General features: G+C 73.9%; 17 protein-coding genes. 9 read left to right on the forward strand and 8 right to left on the reverse strand.

The window, feature by feature from the left end:
* Positions 1–32: 32 nt before the first annotated feature.
* Positions 33–653, reverse strand: coding sequence for a TerD family protein (locus EDF34_RS08275; protein ID WP_123370903.1), 621 nt, complete (start codon positions 651–653; stop codon positions 33–35).
* A gap of 144 nt (positions 654–797) precedes the next feature.
* Between EDF34_RS08275 and EDF34_RS08280 the strand changes: the two genes are divergently transcribed.
* Complete coding sequence (locus tag EDF34_RS08280; protein ID WP_148076600.1) at positions 798–2,282, forward strand: hypothetical protein; 1,485 nt, start codon at positions 798–800, stop codon at positions 2,280–2,282.
* A 30-nt stretch (positions 2,283–2,312) separates the two neighbouring features.
* Here the strand turns inward: EDF34_RS08280 and EDF34_RS08285 are convergent, their stop codons facing one another.
* Entirely contained in the window at positions 2,313–3,137 is an 825-nt protein-coding gene (locus EDF34_RS08285; protein WP_123370905.1) for an alpha/beta fold hydrolase, read from the reverse strand.
* A gap of 348 nt (positions 3,138–3,485) precedes the next feature.
* Here EDF34_RS08285 and EDF34_RS08290 point away from each other — a divergent pair, with 348 nt between their 5' ends.
* The 4 genes from EDF34_RS08290 (at position 3,486) to EDF34_RS08305 (ending at position 7,797) form a co-directional block, all read left to right on the forward strand.
* Positions 3,486–4,901: a dicarboxylate/amino acid:cation symporter gene (locus tag EDF34_RS08290; protein WP_123370906.1), complete on the forward strand. Its 1,416-nt coding sequence runs from the start codon at positions 3,486–3,488 to the stop codon at positions 4,899–4,901.
* A gap of 163 nt (positions 4,902–5,064) precedes the next feature.
* Positions 5,065–6,435, forward strand: a complete 1,371-nt coding sequence (locus tag EDF34_RS08295) for a ferric reductase-like transmembrane domain-containing protein (RefSeq protein WP_123370907.1) — start codon at positions 5,065–5,067, stop codon at positions 6,433–6,435.
* The gene (locus EDF34_RS08300; protein ID WP_123370908.1) at positions 6,435–7,043 is read left to right on the forward strand and encodes an FMN-binding protein; all 609 of its coding nucleotides are present in this window, start codon (positions 6,435–6,437) and stop codon (positions 7,041–7,043) included. The genes EDF34_RS08295 and EDF34_RS08300 overlap by 1 nt, the downstream gene beginning before the upstream one ends.
* A gap of 25 nt (positions 7,044–7,068) precedes the next feature.
* Positions 7,069–7,797, forward strand: a complete 729-nt coding sequence (locus EDF34_RS08305) for an FAD:protein FMN transferase (RefSeq protein WP_123370909.1) — start codon at positions 7,069–7,071, stop codon at positions 7,795–7,797.
* Between the two features lie 4 nt (positions 7,798–7,801).
* Here EDF34_RS08305 and EDF34_RS08310 read toward each other — a convergent pair whose 3' ends face one another.
* The 3 genes from EDF34_RS08310 to EDF34_RS08320 are packed head-to-tail and all read right to left on the reverse strand — an operon-like array spanning position 7,802 to position 10,421.
* Positions 7,802–8,839 (reverse strand): NAD(P)/FAD-dependent oxidoreductase, encoded by a 1,038-nt coding sequence (locus EDF34_RS08310; protein WP_123370910.1) that lies wholly within the window; start codon positions 8,837–8,839, stop codon positions 7,802–7,804.
* Positions 8,836–9,351 carry an isoprenylcysteine carboxyl methyltransferase family protein gene (locus EDF34_RS08315; RefSeq protein ID WP_123370911.1) on the reverse strand — a complete coding sequence of 172 codons (516 nt, stop codon included), beginning with the start codon at positions 9,349–9,351 and terminating at the stop codon, positions 8,836–8,838. The genes EDF34_RS08310 and EDF34_RS08315 overlap by 4 nt, the downstream gene beginning before the upstream one ends.
* On the reverse strand, positions 9,348–10,421 hold the full coding sequence (locus tag EDF34_RS08320; protein ID WP_123370912.1) for a type III polyketide synthase: 1,074 nt from the start codon (positions 10,419–10,421) through the stop codon (positions 9,348–9,350). Before EDF34_RS08320 ends, EDF34_RS08315 begins: the two co-directional genes overlap by 4 nt.
* Before the next feature lie 80 nt (positions 10,422–10,501).
* On the opposite strand from EDF34_RS08320, the gene EDF34_RS08325 reads away from it, so the two are divergent.
* Complete coding sequence (locus EDF34_RS08325; protein ID WP_123370913.1) at positions 10,502–11,848, forward strand: NAD(P)/FAD-dependent oxidoreductase; 1,347 nt, start codon at positions 10,502–10,504, stop codon at positions 11,846–11,848.
* Between the two features lie 8 nt (positions 11,849–11,856).
* Here EDF34_RS08325 and EDF34_RS08330 read toward each other — a convergent pair whose 3' ends face one another.
* On the reverse strand, positions 11,857–12,363 hold the full coding sequence (locus EDF34_RS08330) for a hypothetical protein (protein WP_123370914.1): 507 nt from the start codon (positions 12,361–12,363) through the stop codon (positions 11,857–11,859).
* Positions 12,364–12,473: 110 nt separating this feature from the next.
* The gene (locus tag EDF34_RS08335) at positions 12,474–13,031 is read right to left on the reverse strand and encodes a hypothetical protein (protein WP_123370915.1); all 558 of its coding nucleotides are present in this window, start codon (positions 13,029–13,031) and stop codon (positions 12,474–12,476) included.
* A 163-nt stretch (positions 13,032–13,194) separates the two neighbouring features.
* On the opposite strand from EDF34_RS08335, the gene EDF34_RS08340 reads away from it, so the two are divergent.
* A complete protein-coding gene (locus EDF34_RS08340; RefSeq protein ID WP_123370916.1) occupies positions 13,195–15,435 on the forward strand; it encodes a LuxR C-terminal-related transcriptional regulator in 2,241 nt (746 codons plus the stop codon).
* A 4-nt stretch (positions 15,436–15,439) separates the two neighbouring features.
* On the opposite strand, the gene EDF34_RS08345 is transcribed toward EDF34_RS08340, so the two are convergent.
* A complete protein-coding gene (locus EDF34_RS08345; protein WP_123370917.1) occupies positions 15,440–15,757 on the reverse strand; it encodes a carboxymuconolactone decarboxylase family protein in 318 nt (105 codons plus the stop codon).
* Positions 15,758–15,963: 206 nt separating this feature from the next.
* On the opposite strand from EDF34_RS08345, the gene EDF34_RS08350 reads away from it, so the two are divergent.
* Positions 15,964–16,410, forward strand: coding sequence for a DUF6325 family protein (locus EDF34_RS08350; protein ID WP_123371263.1), 447 nt, complete (start codon positions 15,964–15,966; stop codon positions 16,408–16,410).
* Positions 16,411–16,441: 31 nt separating this feature from the next.
* Positions 16,442–16,744: an SHOCT domain-containing protein gene (locus EDF34_RS08355; protein ID WP_123370918.1), complete on the forward strand. Its 303-nt coding sequence runs from the start codon at positions 16,442–16,444 to the stop codon at positions 16,742–16,744.
* Positions 16,745–16,770 lie beyond the last annotated feature (26 nt).

Genomic DNA, 16,770 nt, shown 5'->3' on the forward strand with positions numbered 1-16,770 from the left:
ACTATCCTCCGAATGACGTTCAGGCGGGCTGGTTACTTCTGCTGCCCGACCGGCCCGATGTCCATCTTCACGGCGTCCTTCTTGTACCCGATCCGGTTCTCGGAGCCCGGCTTGGAGTACAGCTCGAGGTTGACGACCGTGAACGTGCGGTCCGCGCCCAGCAGCACCTCGCCGAAGCAGAGCGTGTACTGCGCGGCGTCGGCGCTCGAGTCGGACGCGGCCAGGCCGACGACCTGCTCGCCGTTGGCGATGTTCACGTAGACGCCGTACTCGCGGAAGCTGCCGGTGCCGTTCTCCAGCGCGGAGTAGCTGGACAGGGCGATCGCGGCGATGTCCGGGTGCCACGTGATGGTGATGGTCTCCAGGGCGCCGGGTGTGCGGATGTCGCCGGAGTGGCGGACCGCGCCCTCGGGGGTGCTCAGAACCTCGTCGGCGTTCGCGGCACCGACGTAGACCAGGCGGCCGTCGCGGTAGCGGACCAGGGCCTTGAGGTCGTAGTCCTTCTTCTTCGCGGTCCAGCCGTTGCTCACCTCGATGGTCGGACGCTCGGCGGCCGACTTCGTCAGGGTGATCCGCGAGCCCTTGGTCAGGCTGACCGTGGGTGCGGCCGCCGCGGGGGCAGGCTCGGGCTTGGAACGGGAGAACAGGCCCATCGGGACTCCTTGGTGCGGCGCGAACGGGATCGGTCCCACCGTAGCGAGTGACGACGTGCATCGGTTCGGTGACGGGATGTCGGTCCAGGTCAAGGCGGCGGCGATGCGCGCCGATGACGACTCACGAGCATCGAGGGGGCCGGCATGCGGGGATCTGGACGGGCGATGGCGGCCGAGCTGGCCTGGCTGACGCATCCCGTCACGCTCGTCGGGCTCGCGCTCCTGGTGGTCAACGACCACGTGCTCAAAGCCGCGTACGGGTCCTGGTGGACCGGCAAGCTGTCCGACGTCGCCTGGCTGGTGCTCGCGCCGCCGCTGGTGGCCGGGCTCGTCGCGCTCGCGGGCCGTGTGCTGGCTCGCGACCTCCGGCTCGGTCCCGGGGTGTGCGTCGCGGTCGTCGGCGCCGTCTTCGTCGTCACCAAGGCGACGGCCGTCGGCGCCGCGGCTGCCGCGGGGGTGCTGACGGCGCTCGCCGGCCCCAGCGTGGTGCTGGACGACCGCACGGACCTGCTCGCGCTCCCGGCACTCGGCCTCGCGCTGCTGACCGCGCGTCGCAGCGCCTCGGGCCCGGCCACCCGCCTGCGCTCCAACCTCGCCCTGCTCGTCGTCCTGCCAGTCGCCGTGCTCGCGACGGCCGCGACGAGCACCTCGGGGCCTACCGGGGCAGCCGAGGTCGGGGTGGTCGACGGGGTCCTGTGGGTGGGGGACTCGTCGGGCCACGGCGAGGGCGCCTACTGGTACGGCACGACGGACACGGTGACCTGGGACGACATCGGGTATGGGCAGCCCGGCTCGGACCAGTTCGCGCAGGCGGGTGGCACCGCCGTCTCGGCGTGCGCCCCCGACGAGAAGCAGTGCTTCCGCGTCGGGAGCAGCGCCCTCAGCGTCGAGCGCAGCGACGACGGTGGCGCCACGTGGGCCACCGACTGGTCCGTCCCCGACGAGGACCTGGCCGAGCTGGCCGGCCGGTACGAGGGTGAGGTCCGGCCGCTGCGGACGGTCGGGGTCGCCATCCTGCCGACCGCCGACGGCTTCCGCGTCGTGGCGGCGAACGGCGGCGACGGGCTCGCCGTGCGCGACGAGGACGGCACCTGGACGCGGACCGGGTTCACCTACCGGGCCTACGACTCCCAGCCTGCGGTCCCGCTGCCGGGCGAGCAGGTCGCGATGACCTACCCGATGCCGCTGGGCGTCCTGCTCGGCCTGCTGGCTGCGATCGTGGTCGTGGTGGGGTCGCCTCGATCGACCCGGTCATCGACGGGGCGGACGACCGCGGGGCGGTGGCTCGTCGCGGGGGCAGTCGTCGTATGGCTCGTCGCGCTCGCGGCGGACCTGCAGTGGGGAGTCGTGCGAGGCCAACCCCTCGGCGCGACGATCACGCTGGGGCCGGTCGTGCCGGTGCTGCTCGTCGGCGTGCTCACGGCGCTCGCGACCGCATTGCTCGCGTGCGGGTCGGGCCTGGCCCGGGGAGCGCGGACCACCTGGTTCGCCGTCGCGACCGGGCTCGCGGTCGCCGTCGTCGTCGCCCTCGTCCCGTGGCGGCCGGCGCTGCTCGTCGCCCTGGCGGTCGCGCTCGCGGGGCTCGTCGTGAGTCGCGTCGCGCCGACCGTCGACGAGCGCGAGGCCTGAGCGGCAGGCCACGCGCTCGTCGGCACGTGGTCAGGACTGGATGAACTCCAGCAGGTCCGCGTTGATCGTCGCGGCCTCCGTCGTCGGCATGCCGTGCGGGAAACCGGCGTAGGTCTTCAGAGTGCCGGCCGACAGGAGCTTCGCGGACAGCGGGCCCGAGTCCGCGTAGGGGACCACCTGGTCGTCGTCGCCGTGCATGACCAGCACCGGGATGGTGATCGCCTTGAGGTCCTCGGTGAAGTCGGTCTGCGAGAACGCGACGACGCCGTCGTAGTGCGCCTTGGCGCCGCCCATCATGCCCTGGCGCCACCAGTTCGCGATGATCGCCTCCTGCGGCTCGCGGCCCGGCCGGTTGAAGCCGTAGAACGCGGTCGACGGCAGGTCGCGGTAGAAGGCGGACCGGTTGGTCGCCACCTGCTCCTGGATGCCGTCGAAGACCTCCTTGGGCAGGCCGCCGGGGTTCGACTCGGTCTTGACCATGATCGGGGGCACCGCGGCGATGAGGACCGCCTTGGCGGCACGGCTCTCGCCGTGGCGCGCGAGGTAGTGCACGACCTCGCCTCCGCCGGTGGAGTGGCCGATGTGGACCGCGTCGTGCAGGTCGAGGTGCTCGACCAGCGCGGCGAGGTCGTCGGCGTAGTGGTCCATGTCGTGGCCGTCGCTCGTCTGGGTCGAGCGGCCGTGCCCGCGACGGTCGTGCGCGATCACGCGGTAGCCGTGCTGGACGAAGAACATCAGCTGGGCGTCCCAGTCGTCGCTGGACAGGGGCCAGCCGTGGCTGAAGACGAGGGGCTGGCCGGTGCCCCAGTCCTTGTAGAAGATCTCGGTGCCGTCCGGGGTGGTGATCGTGGCCATGCCAGTCCTCCAGGTGAGCGGTGGGGCGATTCGGCTGATCAGGCCAAACGTACAAGTCGGTCACCGGCGAGCGCGCGGCCGGGAGGTAACCGGTGTGTGAACGCGAACACGGGCGCTCGTGTGACCTCGCTCTCGTCGCCCGATTGCCGGAAGAAACTGGCGCAGACCCCGGTTGCCCCCGAAGGCCGCCGATCCCGGCCGTCGATCCCGAGTCCCCCTGGAGTCCTCGTCGTGAGTCCGTGGAACCTGACCGAGCGCCGCACCGTCGACCTGCACCTGGTCGCCAGCGCGCTCTGTCGGCGGTAGCCGCACCCGCCGACCACGCGTCCCCCCACACGAAGGCTCCCCGTGACTGACACCACCGCCGCGCCCAAGCGCCGGCTGCACTTCCCCTCCTTCACCGTCCAGGTCCTGCTCGGCCTCGGCCTCGGCGTCCTGCTCGGCTGGATCGCCCTGCAGATGGGCGAGACCGCGGGCGGTGACCCGAACTGGCTCACGACGACGCTCGACACGATCGGCTCGTCGTTCATCACGCTGCTCAAGGCCATCGTGCCGCCGCTGGTGTTCCTCGCGATCGTCACCTCGATCGCCAACCTGCAGCAGGTGACCAACGCCGCGCGCCTCGCGTGGCAGACCCTGCTCTGGTTCGCCATCACCGCGGCGATCTCCGTCGCGGTCGGCATCGGCCTGGGCCTGCTGTTCCAGCCCGGCGCGCACTCGACCCTCAGCCCCGAGGCGGGCACCGACCCCGGCGTGAGCGCGAGCTGGCTCGACTTCCTCGACGGCCTGATCCCGGGCAACTTCCTGGGCCTGGGCGCGTCCACCGACGCCTCCGCGATCGACGGCGGCGGCATCGACGCGAGCACCTCGATCTCGTTCAACGTCCTGCAGATCGTCGTCATCGCGATCGTCGTCGGCATCGCCGTCCTGCGCACCGGCAAGGCCGCCGACCCGTTCCTCGGCTTCACGCGCTCCGCGCTGGCCGTGGTGCAGAAGGTGCTGTGGTGGGTCATCCGCCTCGCGCCGCTGGGCACCCTGGGCCTGATCGGCAAGGCCGTCGCCACCTACGGCTGGGACCTGCTCGAGCCGCTCGGCACCTTCGCGGTGGCGATCTACGTCGGTCTCGCGATCGCGCTGTTCGTCGTCTACCCGGTGATCCTCAAGAGCAACGGCCTGCGCGTCGCGAGCTTCTTCCGCGGCGCGTGGCCGGCGATCCAGCTCGCGTTCGTGTCCCGCTCGTCGGTCGGCACCCTGCCGCTGACGCAGCGCGTGGTCGAGCGCAACCTGGGCGTGCCGCGCTCGTACGCGTCCTTCGCGGTGCCGCTCGCGGCGACCACCAAGATGGACGGCTGCGCCTCGATCTACCCGGCGATCTCGGCGATCTTCGTCGCGCAGATCTTCGGCATCCACCTGTCGCTGACGGACTACCTGCTCATCGCGTTCGTCTCCGTGGTCGGCTCGGCCGCGACCGCGGGGCTCACGGGCGCGGTGGTCATGCTGACCCTGACGCTCTCGACGCTGGGCCTGCCGCTGGCCGGCGTCGGGCTCCTGCTCGCGATCGACCCGATCCTCGACATGGGCCGCACCGCGGTGAACGTCGCGGGGCAGGCGCTCGTGCCGACGGTGGTCGCCAAGCGCGAGGGGATCATCGACCTGGCGCAGTACGAGTCGGCCTCCGCGGAGGACCTGTTCTCGGACGACGAGCCTGCTGACGAGTCGCGCGAGGCCGGTGCCGCCGTGCCGGAGCTGGCCGGGGCTCGCTGAGCCGCTGACCGCCACGCCCCGGCTGCTGCTCTGCGCTGGTCGCCATGGTGGGGGTCGGGTTCGTGCCGTACCGGACCTTCGAGCGCCGCCGCTGGCTGTGACTCATGGCGGGCGCACAGGAACCTCCGAGAGTCCTCGGAGAACGGACCCGCACAGTGGTGCCATGACCACGACGACACGCGTCGCCCCGCCGACGATCACGCCCCGCGCCCCGCGCTCGCCCGCGCCGCGGCGCCGGGCGTCCGCCGTGCTCGTCGCGACGTGGGTCGGGTGCCTGGCCGTCCTCGCGTTCTGGTGGCAGGGTGCCTCGCCGGCCGTCGCCGCGGCCCCCGGTGGGGCGCTCATGAGCGTGGGGGAGCTGGCCGGACTGCTCGCCTCGTTCCTGGTGTGCGCGCAGGTGCTGCTCATCGCCCGCGTGCCGTGGTTCGAGCGGTCGGTCGGGTTCGACCGGCTCGTGGCGTGGCACCGATCGCTCGGCACCACCGTCGTGCTGCTCGTGGTGACGCACGTGGCGCTGATGATCGTCGGCGGGGCGCTGCTCGACCAGGTGACCGTGTGGGCCGAGGTGCCCTCGGTGCTGCGCACGCAGCCGTACCTGTGGTGGGCGCTGATCGGGACCGTGCTGTTCCTGGCCGTCGGCGTCTCGAGCGCGCGGCTCGCGCGGCAGAGGCTGCGGTACGAGGCGTGGTTCGCGATCCACCTGACGATCTACGCGGGGATCTTCCTCGCGTTCTTCCACCAGATCGCCGGCGGGACGCACTTCGTCGCCTCCCCGTGGGCCCGCGTCGCGTGGATCCTGCTGTACTCCGCGACGGCCGGCGCGATCCTCGTCTGGCGCGTCGTCCTACCGCTGCTCGACCACCGGGCGCTGCAGCTGCGCGTCTCGGCCGTCGTGCCCGAGGGGCGTGGGCTGGTCAGCGTGTGGCTGACCGGTGCCGGGCTCTCCCGGCTGCACGCCCGCGCGGGTCAGCACCTGCTCGTGCGGTTCGTCAGCCGCGGGCACCTGGGCACGGCTCACCCGTACTCGCTCTCGATGGTCCCGACCGACGACCGGCTGCGGCTGACCATCGGTGCGCTCGGCGACCACTCGGCGGCGGTGGCCGGCCTCCGGCCCGGGACGCGGGTGCAGGTCGAGGGGCCGTTCGGGCGGTTCACGGCCGACCGCGCCACGACCCACCAGGTGCTGCTCGTCGGTGGCGGGGCCGGCATCGGGCCCGTGCGGGCGCTCGCGGAGGACCTGGTGCTGCGCGGGCACGAGGTCGTCGTGGTGCATCGTGCGCACACCGCCGACGGGCTGGCCCTGGCCGGCGAGTTCACGCCGTCCGCGCGGCTGCGCTACGTGCCCGTCCCCGGGCGCCGCGCGCTGCTCGGCTACGACCCGCTCGCGCCCGCGCACCTGCGCGGGCTCGTGCCGGACATCGCCGCACGCGACGTGTTCGTCTGCGGACCCGAGGCCATGATCACGACCGTCGTGCGCTCCGCGCGCGCCCTCGGGGTGCCCGCGTCCGCGATCCACCGAGAGGAGATCGGCTGATGGCTGCCCGACCGTGGCGGGGAACGCTGCTGTACGTGGGGGCGGTGGCCGCGATGGCGGCCGCCGGGATCGCGAAGTTCGCCGGCGTGGCGCCGGAGGCTGCGGCCGCCGCTCCGGCGACGGGCACGACGACGGGCACGGGGTCGTCGTCGGGTTCGGGCTCGTCCTCGGACGCGCCCTCGGACTCGTCGAGCTCCGACTCGTCCTCGGCGGCCGGGTCGAGCGACGGCGGCGCGAGCGACGGCTCGACCAGCGGCTCGACCAGCGGATCGACCAGCGGATCGACCAGCACCGAAACGGGCGGCGACAGCTCGTCGGGCTCGTCGTCCGCCGACGCCGTCACGATCGTCGGCGACGTCGAGCAGACCCGCTACGGCCCGATCCAGCTCTCCGTGACGTTCTCGGGCGACACGATCACCGACATCCAGGCGCTGCAGACGCCGAGCCGCGAGCGCGAGAGCGAGCGGATCAACCAGCAGGCCGTCCCGATGCTGACGCAGGAGGCGCTCGCGGCCCAGTCCGCGCAGATCGACACCGTCTCCGGGGCGACGTACACCTCGCAGGGCTACGCGCAGTCGCTGCAGTCGGCCATCGACCAGAGGGGCTGAGCGGGTGCGTCACCAGGAGACCGTGATGGGCATCCCGATGTCGCTGGACGTCCCGGGTGCGCGGCGCGAGGACGTGTGGGGGCTCGTGACGGACGCGTTCGAGCAGCTGCACGCGGCGAACCGGCAGTTCAGCCGGTTCGACCCGGGCAGCGAGGTCAGCCGGTACGGCCGGGGTGAGGTCGCGCCCGACGACCTGTCCGACGAGCTGCGCGAGGTGCTGGCGGTGGCCGAGCGGGCGTCGGCCGACTCGGGCGGCGCGTTCTCGGTGCGCCGGCCCGACGGCTCGCTCGACACCGACGGCGTCGTCAAGGGCTGGGCGGCGCAGCGGGCCGTCGACGTGCTGCGTGCGGGCGGGCTGAGCTCGTTCTGCCTGAACGCCGGCGGCGACGTCGCGGCGGCAGGCGAGCCCGAGCCCGGGCGCGGCTGGAGCGTCGGCGTGCGGCACCCCGCCGACGCGGAGCGGGTGCTCGCCGTGCTCGAGGTGCGCGACGGCGCGGTGGCCACGTCGGGCCTCTACGAGCGCGGCCACCACGTGTGGGACGGCCGGACGGGGGAGACGGCCACGGAGCTGGTCGCGGCGACCGTCGTGGCCGGGGACCTGATGACGGCGGACGTCCTCGCCACGACCGTGCTGGCCCTCGGCCCGCCCGGAGTCGAGTGGGCGCACGCGCACGGCGCGGCGGCGGTCATCGCCGTGCTGCCCGACGGCCGCGTCCTGACCGGCGGCGCCGCGCGCCAGGCGGTGCCCGCCTGACGCGTCAGCGGGCGAGCCGCTCGACGATCGTGCCGTACAGGCGCGGGGTCGCGGCCGCCAGGGGCACGATCCCCGCGCGCAGGGGCGAGCCCGCCGCGGCCAGCAGCCCGGACGTGAGCACCCGGTAGCTGCGCGTCGCGCGCGACCACGCGCGCTCGTACTGCGCGTTCGCCGCGGCCACGTCGGGCCCGAGCGACGCGATCGCGGCGTGCGCCTGGGCGAGGCCCACCCGCACTCCCTCGCCCGTGAGCGCGTCGACGTACCCGGACGCGTCACCCACGAGCCGCACGCGGCCGGCGGTGCGGGCCGACGTGCGCTGCCGCAGCGGCCCGGCGCCGCGCACGGGGCCGATCGTCGGCGCGCCGGCCAGGTGGCGGCGCAGCCCGGGGAACGCGTCGAGCGAGTCGTCGTAGTCGCGGTGCGGCGGTCCGAGCAGCGCGACGCCGACCACGTCGTCGTCCACCGGCGTCACGTACGCCTCGACGTCGCGGCCCCAGTGCACCTCGACGAGGTCGGTCCACGCAGCCACCCGGAAGTGGCGCCGGATCCCGTAGCGGCGACCCGGGTGCGAGCCGCGGGGCGCGACCTCGAGGCCCAGGCCGCGTCGCACGGGGGAGTGCAGGCCGTCGCAGGCCAGGAGCCAGCGGGCGCGGATGCCGGCGCACGTGACGGCGTCCGCGTCCTGCTCGACGGCTCCGGCCCTGCCGGTCACGATCTGCGCGCCGAGCTCGTCGGCCCGGCGCGCGAGCGCGGCCTGCAGCGTCGTGCGGCGCACCCCGCGGCCCTGCGACGTCGCGAACAGGTGGTCGGCGACCCGTGTGCCCGACAGGTAGCGGATGCCGGCCAGGCGGTGTCCGGCGGGGTCGACACCCAGCCGCGCGAGGGCCGCGACGGCCCCCGGCATGAGGCCCTCACCGCACGCCTTGTCCACGGGGGTCGCGCGCGGCTCGACGACCGTGACGGACAGACCGGCCAGGCGCGCCTCGATCGCGGCCGCGAGCCCGATCGGCCCGCCGCCCACGACGAGGACGTCGAGCGTCATGCCGTGATCGCCTGCAACGCCCGCTCCTCGGTCGGGATCCGGAAGCGCAGCAGCAGGATCGCGTTGAGGACCGTGAACGCGATCGCCGTGACCCACGCGGTGTGCACGAGGGGCAGGGCCAGGCCCTCGACCGCGACGGCCACGTAGTTGGGGTGCGCGAACCAGCGGTACGGCCCGCGGCGCACGAGCGTGGAGCCGGGCACGACGATCACCCGCGTGCTCCAGTGCCGGCCCAGCGTCGTGATGCACCACCAGCGCAGCGCGTTGGCCGCCACCACGAACGCGAGGGCGGTCCACCCGAGGGCGGGCAGGAACGGGCGGTCGGCGGCGTGCACCTCGACGACGCACGCGACCAGGAGGCCGGTGTGCAGCGCGACCATCGGTGGGTAGTGCCGCTGCCCGGACTCGACCCCGCCGTGCGCCAGGGCCCAGGTCACGTGCCGCTGGGACACGACGAGCTCGGCCACCCGCTCGAGCGCGATCACCACGATCAGCCAGTCGTACGGGGTCACGGCGTCTCCTCGGGCCAGCGGAGCAGGACGGTCTCGGTGCAGACGCCCGGACCGATAGCGAACAGCACGCCGGCCGACCCGGGGATCTGCCCGCCGGTGCGCAGGGCGTCGGCCAGCACGTGCAGGACGCCCGACGAGGACAGGTTGCCGACCCGCGCCAGCGAGGCCCAGCTCGCCGCGAACGCGTCGTCGGGCAGCTCCAGCGCGCGCGTCGCGGCCTGCAGGATGCGAGGGCCCCCGGTGTGGGCGACCCAGGTGCCCACGTCGCTGACCTTGAGCTGGTGCGCGGCCAGCAGGTCGACGATCCCGGGGGCGAGATGCTCCTCGACGATGTCCGCGAGGCTCGCCGCGAGCACGATCCGGAACCCGGAGCCGCCGACGTCCCAGCCGAGCGCGTCGGTGGTGTCCGGGACGAGGGCCGCGCGGCTGTCCACGACGTCCACACCTGGCGCGTCGACCGCGCGGTCGTCGCCGAGCATGACGGCCGCGGCCGCGCCGTCGCCGAACAGGCCGCTGGAGACGATGTTCGCCATCGACGCGTCGCCGTGCTGGAGCGTCAGGGAGCACAGCTCGACGGAGACGAGCAGCGCGACGTCCTGCGGGTGTCCGACGAGGTGGTCGCGGACACGAGCGATCCCCGCGGCCCCCGCGACGCAGCCCAGCCCGAACGAGGGCACGCGCTTGACGTCGCTGCGGAGCCCGAGCCTGGCGACGAGCAGCGCGTCGATGGACGGCGTCGCGATCCCGGTGACCGACGTGAAGAAGATCAGGTCGACCTCGGCGGGAGCGACGCCGGCGTCGGCCATCGCCCGGCGGCAGGCTTCGGCCGCGAGGTCGGTGCCCGCACGGATGAAGGCGTCGTTGGCCGCACCGAACGTGGTCAGGCCCGCGTAGGCGTCCAGGGGCAGCGCCGTGTGCCGCGTCGCGACGCCCGTGTGGGCGTGGATCCGCGCGATCGTCGCCAGACGCCGGGGGTCGGACGTCAGGAGGGGGGCGATGGTCGCGGTGATCTCGGCCTGGGGGTGGACGTGGCGAGGCAGGACGGGGGCGATCGAGGCGATGCGCACCATCCGCGCATCGTGCCACGCGGTTCCCAGACCGGCGAGCGTGCGGAGGTGCGGGCGTCCGCGGCCGCGCCTAGCGTCGATGGATGGACACGCCCCTGCACCACGTCGTCATCGTCGGCTCTGGTTTCGGCGGCCTCTTCGCGGCGCAGGCGTTCGCGCACGCGCCGGTCCGGGTGACGGTGCTCAGCGGCACCAACCACCACCTGTTCCAGCCGTTGCTCTACCAGGTGGCCACGGGCGTCCTCTCGTCGGGCGAGATCGCGCCGCCCACGCGCGAGGTGCTCAAGCGCCAGCGCAACGTGCGCGTGCTCCTCGGCCTGGTCACCCACATCGACCTCGACGCGCGCGAGGTCGTCTCCACCTCGCCGCTCGGCGAGCGGCGGACCAGCTACGACAGCATCATCGTGGCTGCCGGCGCCGGGCAGTCGTACTTCGGCAACGACCGGTTCGCGCAGTTCGCGCCCGGCCTCAAGAGCCTCGACGACGCTCTCGAGGTGCGGGGACGCATCCTCGGTGCGTTCGAGCTCGCCGAGCTGTCGACGGACGACGAGACCCTCGACCGGTTGCTGACGTTCGTCGTCGTCGGTGCGGGCGCGACCGGTGTCGAGATGGCGGGTCAGATCGCCGAGCTGTCTCGCCGGACCCTGCCCGGGACGTTCCGGCACATCGACCCGTCCCGAACCCGCGTCGTCGTCATCGACCCGGTGCCGCAGGTGCTGCCCGGGTACAGCGACAAGCTCTCCCGCGCGGCCGCCGACCGCCTCGAGTCGCTCGGCGTCGAGCTGTGGATGGGCCGCAAGGTCGTCGACGTCGACGAGGACGGGGTGGTCGTCGTGGACGGCGAGGGGCACCGGACGCGGCTCGAGGCGGCCTGCAAGGTCTGGGCTGCCGGCGTGGGCGCGTCCCCGCTCGCCGCGCAGCTGGCCGAGGACGCGGGCGCGCCGACCGACCGCGCCGGACGCATCGAGGTGGAGGAGGACTGCACGCTCCCGGGCCACCCCGAGGTGTTCGTCGTGGGTGACCTGATGACGATCAACGGCTACCCCTGGGTCGCGCAGCTCGCGATGCAGAGCGGGACGTACGCGGCCAAGGCGATCACCCGGCGCGTGCGGGGTGAGGAACCCGGTCCGCCGTTCCGCTACCGGGACAAGGGGATGATGGCGACGGTCGCGCGGTTCCACGCCGTCGCCAGGATCGGCAGGTTCGAGACGGCCGGGCTGCTCGCGTGGCTGCTGTGGCTCGGTGTGCACCTGCTGTACCTGATCGGGTTCAAGAACCGCGTCTCCACGTTGATGCACTGGGTCGTCAGCTTCGTCGGGCGATCACGGTCCGAGCAGGTCGCGACGTGGCAGCAGGTGGTCGGGCGCAATGCCCTCCGCCGGGAGGGCAGCCCGCCGCTGCAGGCACAGCCGGGCACCGACCCGACGTGATCACCGGGTCAGTGGTGCAGCCCCATCTTCAGCGCCGCGAGCGCGACGCCGAGCAGGCCGCACAGGAGGGTCGACCCGATGCGCGTGAGACCCGTCATGCCGCTGACGGAGCTCATCCGCCAGCCGACCACGAGCAGCATGGCGAGGTTCACCCCGAGGGCGATGTCGATGCCCGTCCCGACGTCGACGCCGAGCACAGCCTCACCGACGAGGACGACCCCGGGGATCAGGCACGCGGCGATGAGCGGGACTCCGTCGCGGAACACCTCGCGGCGCTCGTGCGCGGTCATGCTGCGTCTCAGGACCGTGCGGGCCGCAATCATGTGCGCGTAGGACTCCGCGGCCCAGTACACGGCGAGCGTGCCGAGCAGCAGGAGCGCGATCCGGACGAGGCCGAGCTCGAGCGGTGCGGCCGCGAGGACCGACCCGGTCACGACCAGGCCGTACAGGTGCGCGGCACGCCGGCGAGCGGAGTCGGGCTCGCCCTTGGGCGGTGAACCGTCGAGCGCTGTCACCTCAGGACCTCCTCGGGAAGGGAGCGGACCACGACGCGACGGGCGCCCGGTGCCTCGGTCGGTCGCCGCAGCCACCGGGACCCAGGTTCCCTCGACCGGACGCCCGCCGGCTAGTGCTGGGTCATCGCCACGCGCAGACGGTCGTCGGCGGTCAGGAGGCGGCCCGCGGAGGCCGAGTCCAGCTGGACCCAGTGGATCGTGCCCGTGAACACGCCGGTCTGCGCCGCGTAGTGCGACCCGAGCGTGGCGCGGGTGCCCTCCGCGCTCTCCTCGGCCGCGTGCACCGGTGGCCGGGCCGCCCCGACGTGTCCCTCGCCGACCCGCGCCCCGTCCAGGAACAGCGCGACGTCGCCGCCGGGTGCCGGGGCCTCGTCGTCCGCGAGGAAGTCGGCCCGCGCCTGGTGCACGCCGCCAGCCAGTCGGGTGCGGCCGACGACGATGAACTCGCGCGTGCCGAGCACGTCGTAGGCGAAGCACAGCCGCCCGCCGTGGCAGTACAGCGCCCAGCTGTCGAAGCGGCCACGCTGCGCGCGGATCAGCCCCTCCGCGCCGCCGGTCGGGACCGTCACGCTCGCGGTGAGCGAGAACCCGGCGCCGCCGTGGTCCCACGCGTGCGGGCCCGGGGCCACGGTCGCCGGAGCCGGTCGGTGCAGGGTCGCGGGGTGCATGGGTGCGTCCGATCCTCGAGGGGAGTGCGCTCCCGACGCTAGGAGCCGGTGCCGTGCGGCACATCACGCAGACCGCGTGAGAGGCAGCGGTGTGCCGCGGCCGCTCAGAACCGGGCGCCGCAGGGTGTGGTGCCGGGGGTGACCGCCGCCCTAGGGTCCCCCTATGGGGGAATTGCCGGAAGCGGGTCCGGCGGGCGGGCGCCTCGAGGACGTCCTGGTCGCCACCAAGCTCTCCGTGCCGCGCGAGAGGCCCGGGGCGGTCAGTCGCGCCCCGCTGGTCGCGCGAGCGCGGGCGAGCGGCCGCCCGGTCGTGGAGGTCAACGCGCCGGCGGGCTACGGCAAGTCCACGCTGCTCGCCCAGTGGGCCGCCTCCGATCCGCGTGCCGTCGCCTGGGTGGGCCTGGAGGCTCCGGACGACGAGCCCACGATCCTGCTCCAGCTCCTGGCGGCCGCGCTGTCGAGGGCGGGCGTCGTCGAGCCCGGTGTGGTCGAGGAGATGAGCGGCGCCGGGATCGCCGTGCTCGGGCGGGCGGCGCCCCGCCTCGCCGCCGCGGTGCGCACGAGCCCCGTGGACTTCGTGCTGCTGCTCGACGACGTCCACGAGCTGCGCGCCAGCGCGTGCCACGACGCGCTGGGGCTGGTGGTCGCCGCGCTGCCCGAGGGATCCCAGCTCGTCATGGCGAGCCGCGCGGAGAGGCCAGACCTCGCGCGGCTGCGCGCGTCGGGCGCGGTGACCTGGATCGGCGCCGCGGATCTCGCGCTCGACGTCGAGGGCGCGCGGCAGATCCTGTCCGCGGCGCACGTCCCGGTCACGGCCGAGTCGGCGGCGCTGGTCACCGAGCGCACCGAGGGCTGGCCCGCGGGGATCTACCTCGCCTCCCTCGTCGCCAGCGAGCAGGGAGCCGACGCGGGACCGCTGACCGGCGACGACAGGTACGTGGCGGACTACCTCCAGCGCGAGGCCCTCGGCCAGCTGTCCCCGCAGACGCAGCACTTCCTGCGCCGGACGTCGGTGCTCAGCCGGCTCAGCGCGTCGCTGTGCGACGCCGTGCTGGACGAGCGCGGCGCGGCCGAGCGGCTTCGCGAGCTCGAGGAGTCGAGCCTGTTCCTCGTCGCGCTCGATCGCCACCGAGGCTGGTTCCGGTACCACGCGCTGTTCCGCGAGTTCCTCCTGGCGGAGCTCCGACGCGTCGAGCCGGACGAGGAGATGAAGCTCAACCTGCGCGCCGCGGACTGGTACCAGGCGAACGGCTCGCCGACGCGGGCCCTCGAGCACCTCATGCTCACGGGCGAGCACGACCGGTGCGTCCAGCTCGCGGCGCAGCTGGCTCTGCCGACGTACCAGGCCGGGCAGATCGCGACCGTGCAGCGCTGGCTCCGCGACCTCGGGGACGTGCTCGTCGAGGGGTACGCGCCCCTGGCCGTCGCCGCAGGCCGCATCGCCGTCGGCACCGGGCGCACGGCCGAGGCGCTGCACTGGGCGGCGGTGGCCGACGCGGCGACGTTCGACCGGGTGCCCGTCGACGGCACGGCGTCGTTCGAGTCGGCGCGCGCGATGTTCCGGGCGCTGCTCTGCGCGTCCGGTCCCGCCAGGATGCTGGCCGACGCGTCGGTCGCGATCGACGCCGAGCCGGAGTGGAGCCCCTGGCGGCCGACCGCGACCGTCCTGGGTGGAGTCGCCGCACTGCTCCTCGGGGACCCCGAGTCCGCCGTCCGCCTGCTCGAGGAGGCAGCCGAGCGCGGGCGGGAGCTCGGCAACGCCGACGTGGTCGTGGTCGCCGAGTCCGAGCTGGCTCTCCTCGACATGGATGCCGACCGCTGGGACCGGGCGGTGGAGCGGGTCGGCATCGCGCTCGCGGCGATCGACGACCACCGGATGCTGGACTACCCCACGAGCCTCGTGGGCTTCGTCGCCGGCGCCCGGCTCGCGGCGCACCGGGGGGACGCGGCCGAGAGCGCGCGCCAGGTCGTCCGGGCGATGCGCGTCCGGCCGACGTGCGGCGTGCTGCTGCCCTACCTCGCGATCGGCGGCCGGCTGCAGCTGGCGCGCGTCTGCGCGGGCGACGACCCGACGGCGGCCCGGCACCTGCTGCGCGAGGCGGACGACCTCCTCCTGCGTCGACCGGACATGGGCACGCTGGTCCGCGAGGCCCACGAGGCGCGCACCCTGCTCGAGGCGGCCGGGCACGACGACCCCACGGGCGCGTCACCGCTGACCCCCGCGGAGCTGCGGCTCCTGCCGTACCTGCAGACCCACCTGACGATCCGCGAGATCGGTGAGCGGCTGTTCGTCTCGCGCAACACGGCCAGCTCGGAGATCGGCTCGATCTACCGCAAGCTCGGGGTGTCCTCGCGCGGCCGGGCCGTCGAACGGGCGCTGGAGATGGGCCTGCTCGGCCAGTAGGTCCTCAGGCGCCTTCGGCCTCGAACGGGTCGTACCCGAGAGCCAGCGAGAGCATCGGCGCGGCGGCGACGACGCTGGGCAACCCGACGATGGGGACGGCCGCGGTGAGCACGTCGACGATCTCGGCCGTGGTGGCGCCCGCGCTGACGGCGGCGTCGACCTCGGTGCCGTAGGTCGGCTCGGCGCCACCGACGGCGACGAGCGCCGCGAGGCGGACGAGGGCGAGCGACTTGGCGTCGAGGACGCGAGCCTCCCTCGCGACCTCGTCGACGACGCCCGGGTCGTTGAGCGCGAGTCGTCGCAGTCGGTCGATGTAGTCCACGAGATCGCCTCGGTCGGGTCGTCGGAGTGAACACCCATTGAGGCACGGGCCAGGCGTCGACGCATCACGTCGATCGTGTGACGCGCGCCGGGCGCGAATCATGCGTTCTGCGTGACGACGCGCACGCGGGCGAGATCCAAGGTGGAAGTCGTTCCGGAGTGAGGGCTCGCGACCGTCGAGCCTCGGCCGGGGAAAGGCGGATGACCATGAGTCAGGACGTGGCCGACCTCGAGCAGACGGGCCCCATCGACTACCTCGTCGTCGAGTTCCCGCCGGGCGGGATGAAGGGCGAGGCGTTCCCCCTGCTGGTCGACCTGGTGGACCGGGGGCTGATCCGCATCCTCGACCTCGTCGTCGTGCGCAAGGAGACCGACGGCTCGCTGTCCGGCCTCGCGCTGGACGCCCTCCCCGACGGCGCCGCCGACCTGACCCTCTTCGAGGGCGCGACCTCCGGGCTGCTGGGTGACGACGACCTGCAGGAGGCGGCGAACGCGATCGAGCCCGGTGCCGCTGCGGCGGTCCTGGTGTACGAGAACGTCTGGGCCGTCCCGTTCGCGGTCGCGCTGCGCCGGAGCGGCGCGCAGATGGTCGCGAGCGGGCGCATCCCCGTGCAGGCCATCCTCGCGTCGCTCGACGCGATCGAAGCCGGCTGAACCACACCGACTGACAGCTAGGAGGACTGACATGCCTGGACTCATCCGCGGCGTCGCGCGCACGGCCGTCGTCGCCGGGACGGCGACAGCCGTCTCGAACCGTGTCTCTCGCCGGCAGGCCGGGCGCTGGTCCGCCCAGGAGCCTGCGCCCGCCTACGCCGAACCGACGTACGCCGCTCCGCCGCCACCCCCGCCCCCGGCGCCGGCTCCGGCGGCGGGCCTGGACATGGACGCGAAGCTCGCGCAGCTGACGCGCCTCGCCGCGCTGCGGGACCAGGGCGTGCTCAGCCCGGCGGAGTTCGAGGTGCAGAAGGCGCAGATCCTGGCCGGCTGACGGCCCCCACCCTGCTCGAAGGAGGT

It is taken from the genome of Cellulomonas sp. PhB150, from assembly GCF_003755175.1.
In the GTDB taxonomy this organism is placed as follows: Bacteria; Actinomycetota; Actinomycetes; order Actinomycetales; family Cellulomonadaceae; genus Cellulomonas.